Source organism: Hamadaea tsunoensis DSM 44101, from assembly GCF_000428945.1.
Lineage (GTDB): Bacteria > Actinomycetota > Actinomycetes > Mycobacteriales > Micromonosporaceae > Hamadaea > Hamadaea tsunoensis.
The window spans coordinates 169066-192214 of record NZ_AUAX01000017.1; the positions used below are offsets into that span (position 1 = coordinate 169066).

The window sequence follows — 23149 nt, forward strand, 5'->3', positions numbered from 1 at the left end:
TAGAGTGGGCGCGCGGGATGTTAACGGGCGCGGCTTGCGGCCGGGTTTTCCCGCGCCACGAAATGGAGTATGAGTATGGCCACCGGAACCGTCAAATGGTTCAATTCCGAAAAGGGCTTCGGCTTCATCACGCAGGACGACGGGGGCCCGGACGTATTCGTTCACTACTCCGCGATCGCCACGAGCGGCTTCCGTGAGCTCGGCGAAGGCCAGCGCGTGCAGTACGAGGTGAAGCAGGGCCAGAAGGGTCCGCAGGCGGACAACGTCTCCGGGATCTGAGTCTTCGGAATCTGAGTCTCCGGGATCTGAGCTGGATACAGCTCTACACCGCCGGGCCGGCTGATCGCGGGTCCCGGCGGTTTCTTCTTCACCTCACCACCGCGCCCGATGTGTACGCCGCATCCCGCCGCGCCGACCATCGGAGGCACCATGACCCCCGCTCGTCCACGGACCGGTGCTTCAACCCCCTACACCGGCACGCCCGCTCCCGACCACCGGCTCGCCAGCGCCTTCACGCGCCGGCCCCGTGGCGAGGGCGACACCGGACTTCGCATCGGACTGGCCGGCCCGTACGCCCCGTCCGGCGGCCCGGCGTCCCGTCATGCGCGGCTGCTGTTCGAGGGCTTGAACTCCGCGCAGCTGTCCGTTCAGGTCGTCCGGGTCGGGCAGCCTGAGGGCAGCCCGGTAGACCATGAGGAGATCGTCTTCGACCTCACCGCGGGCCTGGACGCGGGGGAGAAGAAGGCCGCGGAGATCCTCAACCGCACCGACATAGTGATCATGGAACACGAGGTCACCGGTGCCGACGCCCGGGATCCGGAGCAGAACATCCGGCTGCTGGAATGGCTGTGCGTACCCGTCGTGGTCGTGATCGGTCCGCTGGCCAGCACGTTGTCGGCCACGCACCGGACCGTGCTGACCGAACTGATCCGGTCCGCGGACGTCCTGGTGACCGTCTCCGAGTCCGACCGCGGCCGGCTGCACTCGCAGTTCGGTGCCAGCCTGCGCCAGGTGCTCGTCATCGATCAGGACGCCACGGTCGCCCGGTTCCAGGAGCTGATCAACGCACTCCTGCGGCGCCGTCCCTGACGCAGCGCCGATGACCTCGCGGGCCGCTACTCGGGACGGCCGTCGGCGAGCCACTGGGCGAGGCCGCGCAGCCCCACCGCCCACCGCCCGAGGTCGGTGACCTCCGCGTGCCCCGTGACGACCGTCAGCAACTCGGCCACCGCCTCGTCCGACCGCTTCGCCTCGTTGAGGGTCAGCGCGCGGAAGACGCGTACCGAGTCGGATTCGGGGAACTCCGCGCGGGCCCGCTCCAGCACCGCAAGCGACGCGTCCAGATCGCCCAGCCAGCGCAGCGTGCTCGCGTACTGGCACAGGCAGCGGCGCAGGACGTCGCCGTCCAGGCCGAGGGCGAGGGCCCGCTCGTAGTAGCCGCGGGCGGTCGCCTCCTCACCCGCGCTGTCGTAGGCGCCGCCCACCTCGTAGACGAGGACGGGGTGGTCGGGGTGCTCGGCCAGCAGCGCCTGGAAGTAGGCGATCGTGGGCGCCATGTTCGCCCGGTCGCGCTCGTCGTAGCCGCGCTGGATCGCCGCGGCCAGTTCAGGCGTCAGGTCGGTCGTCATGTGTCGCTGCCCCCAGGTCGCTGCGTTTGAAGATCAACCCACCCTATCCTGTACGCGGATCAGCGCGGCCGGGTGTTACCTTCCAGCAAGATCACAGGTGGGGAGGTGGGGCGTGCTGCACTTCGGCGTACTGGGGCCGTTCGTGGCGCGGCGCGGGGACGAGCCGATCGCGTTCCCGACCGCGATGCTGGCCCGCCTCGCCGCGATCCTGCTGTGCTCGCCGCACGCCGCCCTGCCGGCCGACACGCTCGCCGACGCGCTGTGGAACGGGGCGCCGCCGCCCAGCGGGCGCCGGACCCTGCTGGTCTACGTGAGCCGCCTGCGCCGGCTGCTCGGCGACGACCTGGTCGTCCGCGAGGTCGGCGGCTACCGCATCAACCTGGACGGCGCCGGCCTCGACTCGGCGGACTTCCTGGCCCGCCTCGCCCGGGCCGACTGCTCGCCCCGCGATCTCGACGAGGCCCTCGCCCTGTGGCGCGGCGACGCGTTCGCCGGCTTCGAGGACTGCGATTTCGTCGTACGCCACGCGGCCGACCTGACCGGCGAACGCGTACGCGCGCTGCGGTTGCGGGCCGACAGCAGGGTACGCGCCGGCGCGTACGACGAGGGGGTCGAGGATCTGCTGCAGATCGTGGCGCTGCGGCCGTACGACGAGTCGGCGCACGCGGCTCTGATGCGGGCGCTGGCCGGCGGCGGGCGGCAGGCGGAGGCCCTCGACGTCTTCCGGCGGCTGCGCGAGCGGCTGGTGGACGAGTTCGGCGCCGAGCCCGGCGAGGAGCCGGCCCGGCTGCACGGCGAGATGCTGCGCGGCGAGGCGCCGCGGGGCTCGGGACCGTCGTTCCTGCCGCACGACATCGGAGATTTCGTCGGCCGGCGCGACACGCTGGAGGAGCTGGACGCTCTCCTGCCGGCCGGGGGCGCGCGGCCGATGGTGGTCCTCGGCGCGGTCGACGGGATGGGCGGCGTGGGCAAGACCGCGACCGCCGTGCGGTGGGCCCATCGCTGCAGCGACCGCTTCCCCGACGGGCAGCTGTTCGTGGACCTGCGGGGCTACGCCGCCGAGCGGCCGGTGACGAGCGCGCAGGCGCTGGCCTCGCTGCTGCGCTGCCTGGACGTGCCCGCCGAGCGCATCCCGCTCGACGTCGACGCGGCGGCGGCGCTGTTCCGGGCGAGGGTCGCGCACCGCCGGATGCTCCTGCTGATCGACAACGCGCGGGGCGCTGACGACGTGCGCCCGCTGCTGCCCGGTACGCCGACGGTGACGACCATCGTGACCAGCCGGGACCGGCTGTCGGGACTGGTCTCGCGCAACGGCGCCCGGCGGATCACGGTCGGGCTGCTGGGCGAGGACGAATCGCGCGACCTCCTGACCGCGATCGCCGGGCCAGAGCGGATCGCGTCGCAGCCGTCCGCGACCGCCCGGCTCATCGCGCTCTGCGGCGGCCTGCCGCTCGCGGTGCGCATCGCCGCCGCGTATCTCGTGGACCATCCACAGACGACCGTCGACGCGTACGTCGGGCGGCTCGCGGACACCGATCTGTCCGGCTGGGCGGTCGAGGGCGATGCCGCGTACGGCGTGGCGGCGGTGCTGCGCCAGTCCTACGAAGCCTTGGACGGCCGGGTCCGGCGGATGTTCCGCCTGCTGGGCCTGCTGCCCGGGCCGCATTTCGGGGTACGCGCCGCGGCGGCCCTCGCGGGCGTCACGCCGACGGAGGCCGGCCCGGTGCTCGACTTGATCCATAGTGGACATCTGCTGGACCGGATCGCGCCCGACCGGTTCGCTCTGCACGACATCGTCCGGCGGCTCGCCCGGGAGATCGCGTACGCCGATCCGCGGGAGGTCGCCGCCGCCCGCGACCGGATGCGCCACTTCCACCTGGCCGCCGTCCGCCAGGCGGCGTTCCTGCTGCGCCCCGGGCCGAACGCCACCGAGATCGAGAACGTGCTCGATCTGACCTCCGGCGAGCAGGCCGCCCAGTGGCTCGACGCCCACCTGCCCGTCGTCCTGGCCCTGGCCCGCGAGGCCGGACCGGACGACCAGCTGCCGGTCGAGCTGCTGCGCGACGCCAGCGTCTACCTGGCCCCGCGCGGGCACTGGCAGGAGACCGCCGAACTCGCCGGGCTGGCCGAAGCCGCGGCCGTCCGCGTCGGCGCCCACGGCGACCAGGCGATGGCCCTGACCGCCGGCGGCATCGCCGAACACCGCGCCGGCAACCCCGAACGCGCGCTGCGCATGGTCGGCGACTCGTGGGAGATCCGGCGTACGCGGCTGGGCCCGTCCGCCGAAGCGGCCAGCCTCGACATGCTGGGCGTCATGCACCCCGAACTCGGCAACCCGCTCGCGGCCGTCGCCTGCCTGCTGCGGGCGTACCAGATCCACCGCGACCACGGCCGGACGGCGTCGGCGGGCATCGCCCTGCACAACATGGCGCACGCGTACGAGCACCTCGACCGGCCCCGGCAGGCGCAGCGGTGGTACCGGCGCAGCCTCGCGTACCGGCTGGCGGCCGGCGACCGGCACGGCGAAGCGCGTACGCGGGTGGAGATCGCCCGGCTCGCGGCGACCGCGTCCGACCTCGACCGGGCCGCCGACGAACTGCACCGCGCGCGGACGATGGCGGCGCAGACCGGCAACCTCGAAGTCGAGATCCAGTCCGTCGTCTTCCTCGCCGAACTGTCCCGGCGGCGCAACCGGCCGGCCGAGGCGTACGACCTGCTGCGGGAGGCCCTGCTGCGGGCCGAGCGGCTGGACCAGGCGTTCGAGCTCACCGTCGTCCACGAGCAACTGGCCGTGGTCTGCGCGCAGTCCGGCCGGCTGGCCCGCGCGGCCGAACACTGGCAGGCCGCGCAGCGCACCCGCGACGCCGGCCACGACCTGCGGATCTACCCGATGCGAGGCTTCCTGCCCACGTATCGATAGCGCTCGTGCAATTCCCGTGCAATCGGCCGTACGCCAGGCTGCGCGTACCGATCACCGCAGCGGTGGGGCGGGGCCGTGAAGCCATCGGGGGTGGCCCGGTTCCGCCGCTGCGGAAGATCCTTGCCGGGCAGGAGGAGCCTTGCGGTCCATCAGACGAACACTCATCACCCTCGCCGCGATGCTCGCCCTCGTCGCGGTCCTGCCGGGTACGCCCGCACAGGCCATTCTCGGCGGCCACGACGCGACGCAGACCTACGCGGCGATGACGTCCCTGCAATACCGAGACGGTCCTGGCGACACCTGGCAGCACAGCTGCGGAGCGACGCTGGTGAAGCCGCGTTGGGTGCTCACCGCCGCCCATTGCGTTCAGGGCAAACTCGCCAACGTCCTCCGCGTCGTCGTCGGGTCCACCAGCGCGTACAACGGCGAGATCAGATACGTCTCGGCCATCGTCGTGCATCCCTCACATCCATCGAGCGGTCCGTACGACTTCGCGATGCTGCAACTGGCCGGCGCGTCGACGAAGACCCCGATGCCCATCAGCACGGCCGCCTTCGGGCCGGGCTCACCGGTACGCCTTCTGGGCTGGGGCAAGACCTGCAACGTCGAGGAACTGCGGTGCGAACCGCCGATCCTGCAGGAGCTCGACACCTGGACGGTCGCGGACGCCGATTGCTCGGTCGCCGTCCGGTACAACCCCACGGTCGAGTGGTGTACCCAGCATTCGTTGACGACCGGTGCGAACGGCGGCGATTCGGGCGGCCCGCTGCTGGTCCAGAGCGGCGACTCCTGGCAGCTCGCCGGCGTCACCAGCCGGGACACCGCGACCGGCGTCGTGTATGGCAAGGTCGACTCGGTGCAGTCGTGGATCGACAGCACCGCATCGGGGTTCACGCTGCCGACATGTCACGACTTCATGCCGATCGGACTCACCACCGGGGCCGACGGCCTCTACGTGCCGGTGGCCAACAAGGTGAACGATCCGCAGGTCGCCTGCACCCTCCGTCAGACGACGTCGTCGACCAAGAACTGGGCCGTCGTCGGGCTGCAACGCAACCTCAACAACTGCTACGCGAGCCTGCTGGGTTTCGCCCGGCTGGACGAGGACGGCCTGTTCGGCTCCCTGACCGACGGCGCGCTCCGGAAGCTACAGACCTACCTGCGCGGTTACGGCTACCCGACAACCGTCGACGGAATCTACGACGGTGACGAGTACGCGTACATGACGTTCTTCAGCGGCAGCGGATGCGACCCGCTCTATTTCGGCTGAACCGAACGGGAACCTCGGAGCCCCACGGGCATCGTCAGGCCGGCCCCTGGCGGTGCCCGTGGCGTGCTGGTCGAGGATTGGGTCTCCTCCGGCTGTCGATGTCGCGCGTACGCCCGCGTCGTCCTATCGGAAGCGTCAGCGAACCGAGGAGCGAAATCATGAGTCTGACGGGGAAGACGGCCCTGGTCACCGGGGGTAGTCGGGGTATCGGTGCGGCGACGGCCCGCCGGCTGGCCGACAGCGGTGCGAACGTGGTCCTGACCTACGTGAACGGCAAGGAGAAGGCCGAGGGGGTCGTCCGCGACATCGAGGAGAAGGGCGGGCGGGCGGTCGCGCTGCGCGCGGACGCCGGCGATCCGGCGGCCGTGACGGCGGCGGTCGACGAGGCCGCCGCGGCCTTCGACGGGCTGGACATCCTGGTCAACAACGCCGGGATCCTCGTCGCCGGCGCGTTCGCCGAGACCGCGGTGGACGACCTCGACCGGCTGTACGCGGTCAACATCCGCGGGGTGTTCGTCGCCACCCAGGCTGCGGTCCGGCATCTGCCCGAGGGAGGACGCGTCATCACGGTGGGCAGCGCCCTGGCCGAGCGGGTGCCGTCGGCCGGACTGACCGCCTACACGACGGCGAAGGCGGCGCTCGCCGGGCTCACCCGGGGACTGGCGCGTGACCTGGCCCCGCAGGGGATCAACGCGGTGCTCGTGCACGCCGGTCTGATCGACACCGACATGAACCCGGCGGACGGGCCGGGTGCGCAGTTCTTCGCGAGCATCCCGGCGCTGGGCCGCTACGGTACGCCGGAGGAGATCGCGGAGACGGTCGTGTTCCTCGCGGGGCCGGGCGGCCGCTACATCACCGGTACGGCGATCACGGTCGACGGCGGGTTCGCGGCCTGAGTCACGGGGCCGCCTGAATCCCGGGGCGGCCCGGTTCGTGGGGACGGTCGCGACCACGGCCGTCCCCACGATCCTGTCAGCGCAGGATTCCCGTGTGTCCCAGCGAATAGCGGCCCGGCTGCGGCCAGATGCAGAGGCCGTGCGGATTCGCGCCGACCGGGATCTTCGCCAGCAGCCGTCCATCCACAGTGGAGATGGCGTACACGACGTCGTCGTAGCGGCCCGACAGCCAGAGCACCTTGCCGTCGCTGGACAGGCCGCCCATGTCCGGGCTGCCGCCGCCGGGGATGCGCCACTTGGCCACCAGCCGCTGGGTCGCGAAGTCGAGCAGGGAGATCGACCCCTCGCCCCGGTTGGTGATGTACAGGTGACGGGAGTCGCGGCTGACGTACAGCCCGTGCGCGCCGGTGCCGGTCGGCAGGAAACGCGGCCGGGTGAACGCGTCGCCGTCGAGGATCCACACCCCGTTGCTGTGCATGTCGGCGATGTACCAGGTACGCCCGTCCGGCGAGATCTTGACGTCCTGCGGCATCGGATGGGTGGCGGGCAGGTGCTGCTGCCCGAGCAGTCTCATCGCGGCGGTGTCGACCTTCAGCAGGTCGCCGGAGAATTCGCAGCTGGCGATGAAGTAGCGGCCGTCGGGGGAGAAGTCGGCATGGTTGACGCCGTCGCAGGACACCGGCAGCGTACGCACGACCCGCAGGGTGTGCGCGTCGCGGAAGACGATCTGGTGCGCGGCCTCCGACATCACCATCGCGTACCTGCCGTCGGGCGTGAAGTAGAGGTTGTACGGGTCGCCGACGGGGATCGGCTTGCCGAACCGGCCGGTCGCCGGGTCGATCGGGGTGAGCGCATTGCCCTGGTCACTGTTGACATACAGCGTACGCAGATCCCAGGACGGCACGACGTGCTCGGGACTGTGCGGCACCCGGACGGTGGCCAGCACCTTGTACGTCGCCGGATCGATGACGGTCACCGAGTCGCCGCCCTGGTCAGGCACGTAGACGCGGACCGGATCGTGCGCGACCGCCGGCGACAGCTGGCCGGGCCGGTCCGCCGCGTACAGGTCGTGCGGGTCGAGCAGCGCCGGCATGCCCGGCAGCGCGGCGCCGGGGGCGGTGACGGCATCGGGCGCCGGGGACATGTGGGACAGGGGCATCGGCATCCCGCTCATCGGATCCGACGCGGCCGGCGGGGTCGCGGCCGACGGGCTGCCGCAGGCCGACAGCAGTACCAGCGCCGCCAGGCCGAGCCGCCTCATGCCAGCAGCTCCGTCACCGTCACGGCGCGCAGTCCGCGTACCCGCAATCCGGTGAGGACCTCGGGCAGGGCGTGAATGGTTCCGTCATGGCCGCAGTGCATGCTCACGATCGATCCTTTCTGGACGGACTTCAGCGTGGTGCGTACGACGGCGGCGGGCCCGGGATCGGTGTAGTCCAGGGAGTCCACGTCGTAGCTCAAGCAGGTGCCGTACCCCGCCCGCGCGGCCTGAACCCGGATGAGCGCCGTCGAGTGTCGGGTCTGCGACGGGCGGAACCAGCGGCCGGGCGAGCCGGTCAGGTCGCGCAGCACCGTGGCGCAGTCGTTGATCTCCGCGTAGGTGGCGGCGGCATCGCGGTGGGCGATGTCGATGTGATGTTGCGTGTGGTTGCCGAGTTCGTGGCCGTGGGCGGTGATCCGCGCCGCGAGGTCGGGTGCCTGGGCCAGCCAGGCGCCGACGGCGAGGACGGTGCCCCGGGCGCCGCCCGTCTCCAGCGCGGCCAGCAGCGCCACGACCTGCGCGGTGGTGCCCTGGCCGTGGAAGGTGAGGGCGACCGCCGGCCGGTCGCGAGGTCCGTGGACGATCTCGATCGCGGGCCGGTCGGGCGTTGCCGGCGCCGACGCCGGCGGTGAGCCGTCACCGGATGCCGGCAGGCCGCCGGATGCGGGGGTGGGGATGTTGCCGGGTGGGGGTGCGGTGGTGGAGCAGCCGGCCGCGGCGGCGGCGGTGAGACCGGCCGCGGTGAGCAGGTGCCGGCGGTTGACGGGTGACACGGCGAGACCTCCGTCCGGAACGGCGTCGTTCGCCGGTAGCGTCGTCGCCGTCACCTGAGTCGCGGCTGAACCGCATGAGTCGCCCACCAGTCTGTGCAACGGTAGCGTGCGGCCCACCGTGACGATGAGGTTCGAAGGCCCTGGCCGGCCGCGGTCGCGGCCGGGGACGACGCGGTTCGGGCCGCCCTGGTCAGCCTCGTTCGTGTCGCGGCTGGATGACGCCCTGGGCGAACAGCTCGAGCACGATCCAGGCCGCGATTCCCTCGGCCGCCAGCAGCCCGATCAGGACGAGCAGCTGGGTCGCGCCGGCCTGCAGGGGGCTGCCGCCGCCGAGCAGTACGCCGACGAACGCGCCGGGCAGCGTGACCAGGCCGACGGTCCGGGTCTGGTCGAGTGCCGGATGCAGCGCCCGCCCGGCCGGGATGCGGCACAGCTCGCGTACGGCCATGGATTCGACGAAGCCCAGCGAGAGCAGCGCTTCGAACTCCCCGCGCCGGCCGACCAGCGTGTCCATCACGTGCCGGCCGGACAGCGACGTCGCGGTCATCGCGCCGCCGACGAGGATCCCGGCGATCGGCACGACCGCGATCGGTTTCGCCGGCACCGTTCCGGTCGCCACGATCAGGGCGAGGACCGGGCCGGCTCCGGCGACGATCGCCGTACCGGCCCACCACGCGCGTCGCTGCCGGCCGATCCGCCGGGCGCTGGTGGCGGTGGCGACCAGGACCATCAGGGCGATGAACCCGGCGGTCGCGCCCCAGCGGGTCAGCACCCAGGCGAGGATCGCCGACACGAGGGCCAGCTGTGCGACCGCCCGCAGGGTCGCGGTGACGACCGCCCGCCAGACGTGCAGGCCGGCGAGGGCGGTGACCGCCGCGGCCGCGAGGGTGAGGAGGACCAGCACGACGCCGAAGGTCACGCCGAAATGGACGCCGGTCGTGCTCACCGCTGGATCGTATCCACCTGCTCCGCGGCCGCCGCACGCGCGCGGGCCCGGCGCCGGCCCCGCACGATCTCGATCGCGACCGGGATGAACGACACCGCGACGATCGCCACCAGGATGATTTCGATGTTGTCGGCGACGACGGGCAGCCGCCCGAGGAAGTAGCCCGCGACCGTGACCGCGGTTCCCCAGGCCACGCCGCCGATGATGTTGTAGGTCACGAACGTGCGGTAGCGCATCCCGGCGGTGCCGGCCACGATCGGGGCGAACGTACGCACCAGCGGCACGAACCGGGCGAGAACGATCGACCGGGCTCCGTGCCGGTCGAAGAAGTCGCGGGCCTGCCGCACGTAGTCCTGCTTGAACAGCCGGGCGTCCGGTCTGCGGAACAACGCCGGCCCGACCTTGCGCCCGAACAGGTAGCCCACCTGGTCGCCGAGGACCGCCGCGACGCAGATCACCAGGATCACCACCCACAGCGGGTAGTGCAGGTAGCGGTCGGAGGCAACGAGGAGACCGGCGGTGAACAGCAGCGAGTCGCCCGGCAGGAAGAAGCCGATCGCCAGGCCGGATTCGGCGAAGACCATGGCCGCGATGCCGATCAGGCCGAACGCCGAGATCAGCTGCGTCGGGTCGAGCACCCCCGACGAGGTCGAGGCCAGCTGGCTCACCATGTGCGTTCCTCCCACGGGCTCTCTTACGGGCCGTAGGCTACGCAGCCGCGGCTGAGAATCCGATGAACCGCGGGCGCCGTGACCTGGCCCACCCGATCCGCGGGCGGCGGCGGTTCCAGGGCAGCGGCTCACGTGAAGGACAGCGAGTCGGTGACGACGCGCCACGCGTCGGCGTTGTCGGCACCGTGCGGGCTCGCCAGCGTGACGGAGATCAGGAGCCCCTGGTGGAAGTACCGGTAGCACGCGACGTCGTCGTTGATGATCTTTCCGGTGACGGGATCGGCCGGCGCGTCGCCGCGATAGGTCGTCACGACCACCGGGCCGGCCGGCCGCGCCACCGTCGACACCGTTCCGTCCGCGTACCCGGGAGTGTGCGTCCGGAGGTCGGCCAGGTCCGCGCGGGCGCCGTCCTCGGTCGGAGCGGCGGCCGTACGCGTCTCCTGCAGCCGGATCGTGTTGAGCCGGTCGGTCAGCACCGTCGAACCGTCGGGCCGGGTGGTCGCGGTCCAGCCCGCGGGCACCTTGATCGTGAATCCGGGCTGACCGGAGTAGACGACGAAGGCCTGGTTGTCGGGAATGTCGCCGATCCGGGTCGTCTCCGCCGCCGGGGGCGCGGACACCGACGGCGGTCCGCCGCATCCGGCCAGACCCACCGCCAGCGCGACCGCCGCCACGGCGACCGCCCGCCGAAGACGCATCGTGGTCATGCGGGCGACGCTAGACAACCCGGCCTGAGGGCCGCCTGAACCCGTGGCGCCGCCGCCCGCGGTGCGCTTCAGCGGACACTAAGGCGCCGGTCCGTACCCTTCAGAGGTGACCGCTACCTGGAGGAAGGCGGCGGGTGTCGTCCGCGCCCGCCTCAACAGCGTCCGGGTACGCACTTCGCTGGCCGCCGCGATCGTCGTCCTCGCCGCGGTCGGCCTGGCCGGCGTCGGGCTGGTCATCCTGGCCCGGCACACCCTCACCGGCAACATCGACGACGCGGCCAGCCAGCGCGCGGGGCAGGTCGTCGCGGCGATCAGGTCCGGCGATCCCGCCCTGCTCGACCAGACCCTGCGCCCCGCCGCCGGTGACCAGACCCTCGTCCAGATCGTCAACCCCGACGGCAAGGTCGTCGCCGCCTCCCCGGTCCTGTCCGGCCGCGTACCGATCCTCGCCGGGCGTCCGGCCGCCGGCGCGACCAGGTGGGGCACGGCGTACCTGCAGCCGGACAGCGACGACCCCTTCCGCATCGTCGCCACCACCGTTCCCACCGACGACGGCAGCCGTACCGTCCTGGTCGCCCAGTCGCTGCGGCCGGTCAACGAGGCGATCGAGCTGATCTCCCGGGCCACCGTCCTGGGCATGCCGATCCTCGCCCTCATCGTCGGCGGCGTCACGTTCCTGTTCGTCGGGCGTACCCTGCGCCCGGTCGAGGACATCCGCCGCCGGGTCGCCACCATCACCGCCCGCGACCTGCAGGCCCGCGTCCCCGTCCCGAGCACCCGCGACGAGATCGCCGCCCTCGCCGAGACGATGAACGACATGCTCGACCGGCTGTACACCTCCGCCGACGCCCAGCGCCGGTTCGTCGCCGACGCCAGCCACGAACTGCGCAGCCCGCTCGCCGCGCTGCAGGTCGGCCTGGAACTCCTCACGCCCGCCACGGCCACCGGCGAGGACGTCGCCCGGCTGCGTACCGAGACCGACCGCATCTCCCGCCTCGTCGCCGACCTGCTGCTGCTCGCCCGGGCCGACGAGCACGGCCTGCACCCGCGCCTGAACGACCTGGACCTCGACGACCTCGCGTACCGCTGCCGGCTGCGCCTCATCGGCACCCGCCCCGACGTGATCGTCGACGGCCGGTTCCAGCCCGTCCGGATCACCGGCGACGAGCACGAGCTCGAACGGGCCATCGCCAATCTCTGCGACAACGCCGGCCGGCACGCCAAAACCAAGATCACTCTCACCGTACGCGCGGCCGGCACCACCGCTCAGGTGCTCGTCGACGACGACGGTCCCGGCGTACCGGCGGCGGAACGGGAACGGATCTTCGAACGGTTCGTACGCCTGGACGCCGGCCGTGCCCGCGACGACGGCGGCACCGGGCTCGGCCTGGCCATCACCCGGGAGATCGCCCACCGCCACGGCGGAACGGTCACCGTCACCGGCTCACCGCTCGGCGGGGCGCGATTCGAGCTGCGCCTGCCCGTCGACCACACCACGATGGCATGAGGACACGACGGCATGAGGACACGATGCGCGTACTGATCGTCGAGGACGAAGCGAACCTGGCGAGCGTCGTCAAGGCGGGACTGACCGCGGAGGGCTACGCGGTCGACATCATGGCCAACGGCGTCGACGGGCTGTGGGCGGCGACCGAGCACTCCTACGACGCGATCATCCTCGACATCATGCTGCCGGGCCTCAACGGCTACGAGGTCTGCCGCACCCTGCGCGGGCGGCGGATCTGGACGCCGATCATCATGCTCACCGCGAAGGACGGCGAATACGATCTCGCCGACGCCCTCGACCTCGGCGCCGACGACTACCTCACCAAGCCGTTCTCGTTCGTGGTCCTGCTGGCCCGCCTGCGCGCGGTGACCCGGCGCGGGCATAACGAACGCCCGACGGTCCTCGCCGTCGACGACCTCGTCCTCGATCCCGCCACCCGCACCGTCACCCGGGCCGGCGACCAGATCACCCTCACCACCCGCGAGTTCGCCCTGCTGGAATTCCTCATGCGCAACAAGGGCGACGTCATGTCCAAACGCGCCATCATCGAGAACGTCTGGGACATGAGTTTCGACGGCGACGACAACATCGTCGAGGTCTACGTCATGTACCTGCGCAAGAAGATCGACCAGCCCTACGGCCGGGCGACGATCGAGACCGTACGCGGCGCGGGCTACCGCGTCGCCACCGACGGCGCGGGCTGACGGGGCGGACTGACGGGGCGGGCTGACGGGCCGGGTCAGGCCGGGGAGAGGCTGAGCCCGGCGAGGCCGCGGACCTGTTCGACGATGTCGTGGTTCCCCGGTCGCGGCGACGGCACCGCCGGATGGCGCAGGAACACGGCGAGCTCCTGCACCGTACGGGCCCAGGGCGCCCAACCGGCCTGGTGCAGGGCCTCCGCGCTCATCCGTCCGTGCCCCGCCAGGCTGCGGTACGTGATCACGGGCACGCCGGTGGCCAGCGCCTCCAGGCTCGTCATCCCGCCGCCGGACTGCACCACGACGTCCGCGGCCCGCAGCAGCCGGGGCATGTCGTCGACCCAGTCCAGGGCGATGTGCCCGGCCCCCTGCAACCGCCGCCGCGCCGCCCCGTTCTGCCCGCACGCCACGACCGGTACGGCCAGCCCGGTCGCGGCGATGTCGTCGGCGGTCCGGGCGAACTGGCCCACTCCCCAGGAGCCGGTGACCACCAGCGCGAGCCGCTCGTCGAGGGGCAGGCCGAAATGCCGGCGGGCCGCGAGGCGCTGCGCCGGGGTCGGCGGCGAGAAGCGCGCGTCGACCAGCGGCCCCGTGACCGCCACGTCCTCGGCGCCCAGGCCGGCGGCCTGCTGCCCGGCGACGCGGTGGATCGCGAAGTGCCGGTCGATGCCCGTGGCGATCCACAGTGGATGCACGGACATGTCCGTCAGGAACGTCACGGCCGGTACGCGCAGATCCCCCGACCGGCGCAGTTGACCCAGCAGCTGGCTGGCCAGGGGGTACGTGGAGATGACGGCGACCGTCGACGGCGTCACCAGGTCCAGCAGCCGACCGGCGGCACCGAGCACGGAACGGCGGGCCAGCCGCAGCCCGGCCGGCCGGGAGCACGCCGCCAGCAGCCAGTCCCAGGTGACCGGCAGCCGATCGATCTGCAGCCGGTACGCCCTTCGCATCACCGCACCGGACCGCACCAGGTCCACCAGGTCCACGATGGGCGCCTCGAAACCGTCGGCCGCCAACCGGTACGCGATCTGCTGTGCCGCCCGGTCGTGCCCGGCGCCGAAGCTGCCCGACACGATCAGCACCCGCGGCGGGCCGGTGACGGGGTTCCCGGTGAACGACTTGTCCTGCCTCACGTGCGCCTCCATGGCTCGACAGCGAGGCAACCTAGAGACCGGACGCTGAACACCCGCTGAAGATCGCCGCCCGGGTGCCGTCGCGGTCGATCAGGGGGCGGTCGGGGCCGTCGGAGCCGACGGCGCGAGCCGGCGGCGGCGAACGACGCGGTCGCCGAGGGCCACGATGCCCACCGCGAGCACGGCGATCACGAGCCCGGCCAGGATGTCGCCCGGATAGTGCACGCCCACCCACACCCGGGCGAAACCGATCGCCAGCGCCCCGGCACCCAGCAGGATCGACCACCCCCGGTGCAGGAACGCCGCGATCGCGACGGCGATCGTGAAGGCGGCCGTCGCGTGATCGCTGGGCAGCGAGACACCCGGTTCATGGGCGATCAGCTGATGGACGTGATGGGTCTGAAAGGGCCGGACCTGGTCGTTGAGGCGCGACAGCACCATGGCGACGGCGAAGGCCACCGCCAGACTCGCCCCGACCAGCACCAGCGCCCGGATCCGCCGCCGCACCAGGGCCTGGGCGCCGAGGACGAAGGCGCCCGCGAACACGACGTAGATCAACGTCGTGGCGAGGAACTCCATCACGTCGTCGAGGCCGTCGCTGCGCCCGGCCCATCCGTTGATCAGGGAGAACAGGTGGTAGTTCATGGTCGTGACCAGCTCCTTCGTTCGGAGTGGCACGTTAGTGACGGATACCTGAAAATCTGATGAACAGCCTTCAGCGTCTCCACAGCCGCACCCGCGTAACCTGCGCGGATGCTCTCGGTCATGGCCCGGATCCTGCGCATCACCCGCGCCCGGCTCGGCGGCGTACGCGTCCGGTCCGCGCTCGCCGCGGCCGCCGTCGTCTTCGGGGCGGTGACGATCGCCGGCCTCGGCCTGATCTACAGCGCCCAGTCCGGCCTCGCCGGCAACGCCGACGCCGCCGCCCGCCAGCGCAGCGGGCAGGTGATCACCGCGCTCAATTCGGCCGACCCCGGCGTCCTCGACGAGACGCTGCAGCCGGTCGCCGGAGAGCAGGCCCTCGTCCAGATCGTCGACGCGCGCGGCGTCGTCCTCGCCGGAACACCGGGCATGCTCCACCGCCCGGCGATGTCCGGCCTGCGCCCGTCGCCGGGGCGCAGCGCCTCGGAGCAGCGCCACCTGCGTCCCGGCACCGAGGAACCGTTCCGCATCGTCGCCGCCACCGTCACGACCGCCGCCGGCGACCGTACCGTGCTGGTCGCGCAGTCGCTGCGGCCGGTCAGCGAAGCCGTCGAGGTCCTCACCCAGTCCGCCGTCGTCGCCGTGCCGCTGCTCGCCGCCGTCGTCGGCGCCGCCACGTTCCTGTTCGTCGGGCGGTCGCTGCGCCCGGTCGAGGACATCCGCCGCCGGGTCGCCACCATCACCGCCCGCGATCTGGACGCCCGCGTCCCCATACCCGGCACCCAGGACGAGGTCGCCGCCCTCGCCACGACCATGAACGGGATGTTGGACCGGCTCCAGGCGGCCGCGGAGACCCAGCGCCGCTTCGTCGCCGACGCCAGCCACGAACTGCGCAGCCCGCTGGCCGGCCTCCAGCTCGGACTGGAGGTCCTCACCCCGGCGACGATCACCGCGGAACACCTCGCGGGCCTGCACGCCGAAGCGCGACGTGTCGCCCGCCTCGTCGACGACCTGCTGCTGCTCGCCCGCGCCGACGAGAACGGCCTGCGACCACGGCTCGACGACGTCGACCTCGACGACCTCGGATACCAGCACGCCCAGCGGCTGCGCCGGCAACATCCCCACCTGACCGTCGTCCTGCGGTTGCGGCCCGCGCGCGTACACGCCGACGCGCACCAGCTCGATCGCGTGATCACCAACCTGTGCGACAACGCCGCCCGCCACGCGCGCAGCACGGTCGTCCTCACGACCAGCACCACCGACGCCACCGCCACCGTCATCGTCGACGACGACGGCCCCGGCATCGGTCCGGCCGACCGGGCCCGGATCTTCGGCCGGTTCGTACGCCTCGACGACAGCCGTACCCGTCACGACGGCGGCACGGGGCTGGGCCTGTCGATCTGCCGCGAGATCCTCCACGGCCACGACGGGGCCCTGCGGGTCGGCGAATCGCCGTCGGCCGGCGCCCGATTCGAGGTCACCCTGCCGCTGTCGCGCCGTGCTCTCGTCACGACCTCGGCCATGACCGGAGACGCCTGATGCGCATCCTGATCGTCGAGGACGAGGTCATGCTCGCCGAAGCCGTACGCGTCGGGCTGACCACCGAGGGGTTCGCCGTCGACGTGATGCACGACGGGGTGGAGGGGCTGTGGGCCGCGACCGAGAACCGCTATGACGTGATCATCCTCGACATCATGCTGCCCGGCCTGTCCGGCTACGAGATCTGCCGGACGCTGCGGCAGCGCGACGTGTGGGCGCCGATCCTCATGCTCACCGCGAAGGACGGCGAATACGACCAGGCCGACGCGCTCGACCTCGGCGCCGACGACTACCTGGTCAAACCGTTCTCGTTCGTCGTCCTCCACGCCCGCATCCGGGCGCTGTCCCGCCGGGCGGTCGGGCAGCGTCCGACGGTCCTGAGCGCCGGCGATCTCCTCCTCGACCCGGCCACCCACGTCCTCACCCGGGCCGGCGACGTCATCCCCGTCACGCCGCGCGAGTTCGCGCTGCTGGAGTTCCTGTTGCGGCACAAGGGAACCGTGATGTCCAAACGGGAGATCATCGACAACGTCTGGGACATGCACTTCGACGGCGACGACAACATCGTCGAGGTCTACGTGATGTACCTGCGCCGCAAGATCGATCAACCGTACGGCCGGGCCACGATCCAGACGGTTCGCCGGGCGGGCTACTTCATCGATCCCGACGGCGCGTGAGGACCTGGGCGGGACGGTGCGGTCCTGCCCAGGGGAGCCGGCGAAGGTCAGCAGGAGGTCCGGAACTGGCTCGTCTCAAGAACTTCATTGTCGCCGTTGTAGAGCACGGAGAAGTAGCTCTGCGTTCCGGTACCCGTGCAGTGGTACATGGCGGCCGTTCCCCACCCGTTGCTGAAGTAGTTGGAGGCCTGCAGCCACTGGTCGCCGCTCCAGTGCGTCCGGTAGAGCACCACCCGGTAGTAGGAGCTGGCGGGGCAGCCGGTGCCGACGTTGGCGGCGAAGCTGATGTCGGTGCTGGTGCTCTTCCACGGGGTGCTCACGTTGTAGGTACACGAGGCGGCGGTGGCGGGCTCGGCCGAGACGGCCACCGCCACCGGTACCGAGATCAGTGCCAGTGCGGCCGCCGCGATGTGACGAATTCTCATGGCGAATCCTTTCGTTCTCCGGTTGCGGACCATGCTGCCGGGGAGGGCTTTGCCGCGGCTTTGCTCGCACTTGGTCGACATGCGTCTATGGTGAAGTCGGCGGCGACCGGCCAAGCCGGACGCCGTCGCTCATGGGGTGCGATAGGCTCGCGATTCTTCTTCTCTGCGACCTCGGGGGAGCCCCAGAGTGGAGCTGCGTGTCCTGGGCGCGGTCGAAATGGTGGTGGGCGGCGCGCTGGTGCCGCTGCGCAACACCAGCGTCCGCACGGTGCTGTCCGGGCTTCTCATGGAGCCGGACACGCTCATCACCGTCCACGACCTCATTGATCTTGTCTGGGGTGCGGCCGCTCCGGCCAGCGCAGTCAACCAGATCCAGGTCGCCGTCTCCCGGCTGCGGGGAATGTTCGGTCAGGCCGGCCTGGACGGGCCAGCCGTGCTGGAGACGCGCCCATCCGGATACCTGCTGCGCCTTTCCGGCTTCGGCGGCGCGCTCAGGTTCGATCTGGCCGAGTTCCGCAGCCATGTCGTCGCTGCGGACAAGGCCGCCGCCGCTGAGGATTGGGCGCCGGCGAACGCCCGCCTCCACCAGGCTCTGCGGTTGTGGCGAGGACCAGCCTTCCAGGATGTCGGCTCGCCGAGGGCGGGTGCGTACGCCCAACGCCTGGAACGAGAACGGCAGGGCACGCTCGAACGCCTGCGAGCCACCGAGCTGCTCCTGGGCCGCTATATGGATGCCGCGACCGGCCTGTCCGATCTCGATGGATTCCAGCACGAACGGATGTGGTATCTCAGAATCCTGGCGTACGCGCTCGCGGGCCGGCCCCAGCAGGCACTGGCCGACTACCTGGACGCTCGCCGGCACCTCGTCGAGAATCTCGGCCTGGAGCCCGGCCCCGAGCTGCAGAACCTGCATCAGCTGGTTCTGGCCGGCCGGCCGGCCGAAGCGTTGACGGTCGTGCGCTCGTGGCTCGCGCCGGTACCGGCCGAACCGGTGATTCCCCGGCAGCTGCCGCCTGATCTGGCCCGTCTTGTCGGGCGCCGGGCCGAACTGGCCGAGTTGGACCGGGTCCTCGTCAGCTCACCGAGGCGGCCGACGGTCGTCGGAATCTCCGGCATCGGCGGCATGGGCAAGTCGACCCTGGCCGTACGCGCGGCGCACCTGGCAGCGGAGCGGTTCCCCGACGGGTGCATGTTCGCCGATCTGCGAGCCGGCCAGGCCGGTCCACCCGATACGCGCAACGTCCTCGGTCAGCTACTGCGAGGGCTGGGAGTCCCCGGAAAGGCCGTCCCCCAGCAAATGCAGGAGCGGCTGGGGCTCTACCGGTCAATACTGGCCGATCGTCGCGTCCTCATCGTCCTGGACAACGCGGGGGCCGAGGAGCAGGTACACCCGCTGATCCCGCCGGCGGGCTCGGCGGTCCTCGTCACCAGCCGCCGGCCGTTGCCGGGCGTGGACGCGCTGCATCCTGTGGACCTGCGGGCGCTGGAGCCGGATGATGCGGTCGAGCTGCTCGCAACCCTGGTCGGGGTGGACCGGGTCGAGTCCGAACCGGTTGCCGCGGCCCGCCTGGCGCACCTGTGTGGCCGGCTTCCGTTGGCCATCCGCGTCGCGGGTACCCGCCTCGCGCGCCGTCGCGACCTGACGATCGAGCGGCTCGCGGACGACCTAGCCGATGAACGCCACCGTCTCGACGAGCTGAGCGCCGGCGACCGGAGCGTGCGGGCCAGCCTGGCCATGAGCTGGGCCGATCTGCCGGTGGAAGCCGCGCGTCTGTTGGTGCGCCTGAGCATGCTGCCGCTGGCGGAGTTCCCGGCCTGGGCCGCCGAGCTACTGGGCGACGGGAACCCGCGGGACACCCGGTGGCTCATCGACTGCCTGGTGGCGGCCAACCTGCTCACGGTGTCGCCCCGCTATCGGATCCACGATCTGGTGCGGCTCTTCGCCCGTGAGCAGCCGCACCCACCGCACGGCTGCGACGTCGCGTTGCGGCAGGTCTACGCCACGCTGCTCGCCACGGTCCAGGACGCCGACGCCGGGCTGCCGGCTCAGCGCTATCCCACGCCATCGGCCGTCGACTCCTCGCGTACGCCGCATCCCGACCCGATCGCCTGGCTGGAAGCCGAACGGGACTTCATCCTGGCCGCGGCGGCCGACGCGTACCGCCGGGGATGGCACGATGAAGCGTGGCGGCTGCTGGTGTCGATGACCAACTTCACCGGCCTGCGGGGCTGCCCGGACCACTGGGTCGAACTCCTCCATCTCATGGGGACAGATCTGTCCAGGTGGGAGCCGCGAGCACGGGCCGCGATCCTCCTGGCTCGATCGGGGCTGCCGGAGAACAGCGAGATCCGCGACTGCATCCAGGCGGCGCGTCAGGCAAGGCGGATCTATCGAGAGCTCGGCGACCTGGTACGCGCCGCCAGCAGCGCCCTGCAACTGGCCACCTGGCTGCGCATCGGCCGCCGGGAGCGGGCGGCCCGGGCGGCCTATCGGTGGGCGATCGCCGCCCTTTCCGGTCGCGGCTTCCCTGGACAACTGGGGTGGGCGCATCTCGGCCTCGGCAACCTGGAGCTCCAGGCTGGTGCTCCGGACGCGGCACTGGCCGAATACGAGCATTCGCTGGCCCTGATGCGTACGGCGGGTGATCGCATGGGCGAGGCCAACGCCCTCGGCTGCCTCGGCCACGTCCTGCGTCATCTCGGGCGGTACGCGACGGCAGAGCACCACCTGCGGCAGTCCCTCGACGCGCACCTCGCGATCGGCGACCAGACCGGCCAGGGCATGGTGCAATGCGTACTCTCGGAGGTCTGCCTGGACCGGGACGACCCGGACGCGGCACTCGCCTGGAACGACGCGGCGTTGCGGATCTTCGACGCTATCAGCAGCCGGCCTGGCTGGGGCCGGACCCTGACGGTCCGCAGCGCGGTGATGCAGCGGCAGTGCCGGACCGGCGAGGCGATCGAGGCGATGGAACGGGCCAACCAGCAGTGGGAGTGCCTCGGGGCAGAGGCGAACCTGGCCGACGGCCGGCGCCGTCTCGATGAGCTGCGCGCGGTGCGCGACGTCGATCAGGCTGCGCGGCTTCCCCGCCAGCGGTAGAGATGCTCGGGGCGGCCCGTCGAGCCGTACCGCAGGCTGAGGTCGATCTTGCCGCCGTGGGCGAGGTCGGCGAGGTACCGCTGGGCGGTCGCCCGGGACACCCCGGTCGCGTCGGCGATCTCGATGGCCGTCATGGGGACCGGCGAGGAGCGTACGACGTCGAGGATCCGCTGCGCCGTCACGCTGGAGCGGCCCTTGGGCAGCCCGGCCGCGGGCGTGTCCGCGTCGTGCAGCACCGCGACCGCCCGGTCGATGTCCTCCTGCGCCAGGTCGCGGTCGCCGGACAGGTGCGCCTTGAATCTCGCGTACGCCGAGAGCCGCTCGCCGAGCTGGGCGGCGGTGAACGGCTTGACCAGGTAGTTGAGGGCGCCCGCCCCGAGCGCGGTACGCACGGTCGCGGCGTCGTTGGCGGCGGTGAGCATGATGACGTCGGCGGGCAGGTCGGGCAGGGCCGTGGTGCCGGGCCGGTCGGGCAGGTACTGGTCGAGCAGGACGAGGTCGGGCTTGAGCCGGTCGCAGGCGCTGGCCGCGTCGGCGGCGCGGTGGGCGACGCCGACGGTCTGGAAGCCGGGGATCCGGTCGACGAAGGCGGCGTGCAGCGCCGCGACGCGGAAGTCGTCGTCGACGACGAGGACGCGGATGCTCATCGGCTCTCCTCCCAGGCCAGCGCGGTGGCCGAGGCGAGCACGCCGGGCAGTTCGGCGGCGAACAGCGCGCCGCGACCGGGTTCCGGCGGGCCGAGACGCACGTCGCCGCCGTGATGCCGAGCGGTACGCCGGGCCAGGGCCAGTCCGAGACCGCGGCCGGGTTCGTCCTTCGTGGACGCTCCGGGGGCGAACGGATCGTCGAGGGTGACCCCGTCGCCGCTGTCGGTGACGTACAGGTGCAGGTCGGTCTCGTCGGCGAGCAGGCCGACCTGGACCCAGCCGGGTTGCAGCCCGCCGGCGGCGGCCGCCCGGACGGCGTTGTCGACGAGATTGCCGAGCACGGTGACGACGTCGAGCGGCGCGGTGAGCTGCCCGGGCATCCAGGTGTCCTCGCCGACGCGCAGGGTGACGCCCGCTTCGGAGGCGACCGCTGCCTTCGCGGCGAGCAGGCCGTCGATGTACGGGTCGCCGACCTCGCCGGGCGGCGCGCCCAGGACCGTCGTGGCGGTCAGTTCCCGCAGGTACGCCTGCGCCCGGTCGACCGCGCCCAGGTGCAGCAGCCCGTCGAGGGTGTGCAGCCGGTTGGTGTGCTCGTGGGCCTGGGCGCGCAGGGCGTCGGTGAGCGCCCGGGTGGCCTCCAGCTCGCGCGCCAGCTCGTCGAGGTTGGTGTGGTCCCGCAGGGTCAGCACGGTGCCGAGGTCCTGCCCGCCCCGCTCGACCGTACGCCGGGTCACCATGATCACCCGGTCGCCGAGCAGCCGCAGTTCGCCGGTGACGGGGGAGCGGTCACCGAGGAGGTCGACGACTTCCGGCGTGGCCGGTGATCCGATCGTCGGCGGATCGTGGAGCAGCGCGGCCGCCTGCTCCGTGCACACCGAGACGCGGCCCGCCGAGTCGACCGCGAGCACCCCGTCGCGTACGCCCTCCAGGACGGCGACCTGTTCGCGGACGAGGTCGGCCAGGTCGGTCGGTTCGAGGCCCAGGGTGCGCCGCTTGAGCCGGATCGACAGCAGCGCCGCCCCGCCGATCCCGACCGCCAGCGCCACCGCCGTGAACACCGCGGCGAACGGCAGCAGCTCGTCGAGCCGGTCGGTGATCCGGTCGGCGTGGATGCCGACGCTGACCTCCCCGACGATCGTCCCGTCCCCGGCGGTCAGCGGCACCTTGCCCCGGGCGGACAGGCCCAGCGTGCCGCGTTCGATGTTGACGATCTCGCGGCCGGACAGCGGCCCGGACGGGTCGGTGCTGACCCGCTTGCCGATCTGCGTCAGATCCGTGTGCGAGAACCGGATCCCGTCGCGGTCGGCGATCACCACGAACAGCGCGTTGGTCGACCGGCGTACGCGTTCGGCGTAGCGCTGGACCTCGCCGTCCACGGTCGGCGCTCCGGTGCGTACCTGCTCGGCCAGGCCCGGCTCCTGGGCGACGGAGCGGGCGACGGCCAGCGCCCGCTGCTCGTACTGCTGCTCCAGTTCGTGGCGCAGCAGCAGGGCCGCCAGCGTGAAGCCGGCCGCCGCGACGACGGCCACGACGACGATCTGCAGCAGCATCGTCTGCGTGACCAGGCGGAGGGGGCGTCGGCGCACGCACTCAAGGTACCTGCGGAAACGCCATGAGCAGAATGCGCAAAAAGCGATCTACGTAACTTGGCCGCGCAATGGACGCAACCGCGCGGAAATATCCCGGACCCGCCTACGGTCTCGCGC

At 71.9% G+C, this 23149-nt stretch carries 21 protein-coding genes; 10 read left to right on the forward strand and 11 right to left on the reverse strand.

Going from position 1 to position 23149, the window contains the following annotated elements:
• Nucleotides 1-75 precede the first annotated feature (75 nt).
• Both G401_RS0123930 and G401_RS0123935 read left to right on the forward strand, forming a co-directional pair.
• The gene (locus G401_RS0123930; protein WP_027344480.1) at nt 76-279 is read left to right on the forward strand and encodes a cold-shock protein; all 204 of its coding nucleotides are present in this window, start codon (nt 76-78) and stop codon (nt 277-279) included.
• Nucleotides 280-429: 150 nt separating this feature from the next.
• Nucleotides 430-1089 (forward strand): glycosyltransferase family protein, encoded by a 660-nt coding sequence (locus tag G401_RS0123935; RefSeq protein WP_157546244.1) that lies wholly within the window; start codon nt 430-432, stop codon nt 1087-1089.
• A 26-nt stretch (nt 1090-1115) separates the two neighbouring features.
• Here the strand turns inward: G401_RS0123935 and G401_RS0123940 are convergent, their stop codons facing one another.
• The gene (locus G401_RS0123940; protein ID WP_051367064.1) at nt 1116-1628 is read right to left on the reverse strand and encodes a tetratricopeptide repeat protein; all 513 of its coding nucleotides are present in this window, start codon (nt 1626-1628) and stop codon (nt 1116-1118) included.
• A gap of 97 nt (nt 1629-1725) precedes the next feature.
• On the opposite strand from G401_RS0123940, the gene G401_RS0123945 reads away from it, so the two are divergent.
• The 3 genes from G401_RS0123945 to G401_RS0123955 all read left to right on the forward strand — a co-directional run bounded on the left by G401_RS0123945 (nt 1726) and on the right by G401_RS0123955 (nt 6714).
• A complete protein-coding gene (locus G401_RS0123945; protein WP_169734245.1) occupies nt 1726-4548 on the forward strand; it encodes an AfsR/SARP family transcriptional regulator in 2823 nt (940 codons plus the stop codon).
• A gap of 139 nt (nt 4549-4687) precedes the next feature.
• A complete protein-coding gene (locus tag G401_RS53245) occupies nt 4688-5818 on the forward strand; it encodes a trypsin-like serine protease (protein WP_157546247.1) in 1131 nt (376 codons plus the stop codon).
• Nucleotides 5819-5976: 158 nt separating this feature from the next.
• On the forward strand, nt 5977-6714 hold the full coding sequence (locus G401_RS0123955) for an SDR family NAD(P)-dependent oxidoreductase (protein ID WP_027344484.1): 738 nt from the start codon (nt 5977-5979) through the stop codon (nt 6712-6714).
• Nucleotides 6715-6790: 76 nt separating this feature from the next.
• Here G401_RS0123955 and G401_RS0123960 read toward each other — a convergent pair whose 3' ends face one another.
• The 5 genes from G401_RS0123960 to G401_RS0123980 all read right to left on the reverse strand — a co-directional run bounded on the left by G401_RS0123960 (nt 6791) and on the right by G401_RS0123980 (nt 11072).
• Nucleotides 6791-7975, reverse strand: a complete 1185-nt coding sequence (locus tag G401_RS0123960) for a YncE family protein (RefSeq protein WP_084557543.1) — start codon at nt 7973-7975, stop codon at nt 6791-6793.
• A complete protein-coding gene (locus tag G401_RS0123965; protein ID WP_027344486.1) occupies nt 7972-8748 on the reverse strand; it encodes a polysaccharide deacetylase family protein in 777 nt (258 codons plus the stop codon). Before G401_RS0123965 ends, G401_RS0123960 begins: the two co-directional genes overlap by 4 nt.
• A gap of 190 nt (nt 8749-8938) precedes the next feature.
• On the reverse strand, nt 8939-9694 hold the full coding sequence (locus G401_RS0123970) for an ABC transporter permease (RefSeq protein ID WP_245601819.1): 756 nt from the start codon (nt 9692-9694) through the stop codon (nt 8939-8941).
• Nucleotides 9691-10365 (reverse strand): DedA family protein, encoded by a 675-nt coding sequence (locus G401_RS0123975; RefSeq protein WP_034592828.1) that lies wholly within the window; start codon nt 10363-10365, stop codon nt 9691-9693. Before G401_RS0123975 ends, G401_RS0123970 begins: the two co-directional genes overlap by 4 nt.
• A 128-nt stretch (nt 10366-10493) precedes the next feature.
• A complete protein-coding gene (locus G401_RS0123980; protein WP_027344489.1) occupies nt 10494-11072 on the reverse strand; it encodes a hypothetical protein in 579 nt (192 codons plus the stop codon).
• Nucleotides 11073-11178: 106 nt separating this feature from the next.
• Here G401_RS0123980 and G401_RS0123985 point away from each other — a divergent pair, with 106 nt between their 5' ends.
• Nucleotides 11179-12579: a sensor histidine kinase gene (locus G401_RS0123985; RefSeq protein ID WP_027344490.1), complete on the forward strand. Its 1401-nt coding sequence runs from the start codon at nt 11179-11181 to the stop codon at nt 12577-12579.
• Nucleotides 12580-12602: 23 nt separating this feature from the next.
• On the forward strand, nt 12603-13283 hold the full coding sequence (locus tag G401_RS0123990; protein ID WP_027344491.1) for a response regulator transcription factor: 681 nt from the start codon (nt 12603-12605) through the stop codon (nt 13281-13283).
• A 35-nt stretch (nt 13284-13318) separates the two neighbouring features.
• On the opposite strand, the gene G401_RS0123995 is transcribed toward G401_RS0123990, so the two are convergent.
• Entirely contained in the window at nt 13319-14413 is a 1095-nt protein-coding gene (locus G401_RS0123995; RefSeq protein WP_169734246.1) for an MGDG synthase family glycosyltransferase, read from the reverse strand.
• 90 nt (nt 14414-14503) lie between these two features.
• A complete protein-coding gene (locus tag G401_RS53250; protein WP_157546250.1) occupies nt 14504-15091 on the reverse strand; it encodes a phosphatase PAP2 family protein in 588 nt (195 codons plus the stop codon).
• 75 nt (nt 15092-15166) lie between these two features.
• Between G401_RS53250 and G401_RS0124005 the strand changes: the two genes are divergently transcribed.
• Nucleotides 15167-16594, forward strand: coding sequence for a sensor histidine kinase (locus tag G401_RS0124005; RefSeq protein ID WP_084557545.1), 1428 nt, complete (start codon nt 15167-15169; stop codon nt 16592-16594).
• Nucleotides 16594-17271 carry a response regulator transcription factor gene (locus G401_RS0124010; RefSeq protein WP_027344494.1) on the forward strand — a complete coding sequence of 226 codons (678 nt, stop codon included), beginning with the start codon at nt 16594-16596 and terminating at the stop codon, nt 17269-17271. Before G401_RS0124005 ends, G401_RS0124010 begins: the two co-directional genes overlap by 1 nt.
• 47 nt (nt 17272-17318) lie before the next feature.
• Here the strand turns inward: G401_RS0124010 and G401_RS0124015 are convergent, their stop codons facing one another.
• Nucleotides 17319-17696, reverse strand: coding sequence for a hypothetical protein (locus tag G401_RS0124015; RefSeq protein ID WP_027344495.1), 378 nt, complete (start codon nt 17694-17696; stop codon nt 17319-17321).
• 187 nt (nt 17697-17883) lie between these two features.
• Between G401_RS0124015 and G401_RS0124020 the strand changes: the two genes are divergently transcribed.
• Nucleotides 17884-20796, forward strand: a complete 2913-nt coding sequence (locus G401_RS0124020) for an AfsR/SARP family transcriptional regulator (protein ID WP_027344496.1) — start codon at nt 17884-17886, stop codon at nt 20794-20796.
• Here the strand turns inward: G401_RS0124020 and G401_RS0124025 are convergent.
• Entirely contained in the window at nt 20766-21443 is a 678-nt protein-coding gene (locus G401_RS0124025) for a response regulator (RefSeq protein WP_034592829.1), read from the reverse strand. The two genes, G401_RS0124020 and G401_RS0124025, sit on opposite strands and share 31 nt — an antisense overlap.
• Entirely contained in the window at nt 21440-23029 is a 1590-nt protein-coding gene (locus tag G401_RS0124030) for a sensor histidine kinase (RefSeq protein WP_027344498.1), read from the reverse strand. The genes G401_RS0124025 and G401_RS0124030 overlap by 4 nt, the downstream gene beginning before the upstream one ends.
• Between the last annotated feature and the right edge of the window lie 120 nt (nt 23030-23149).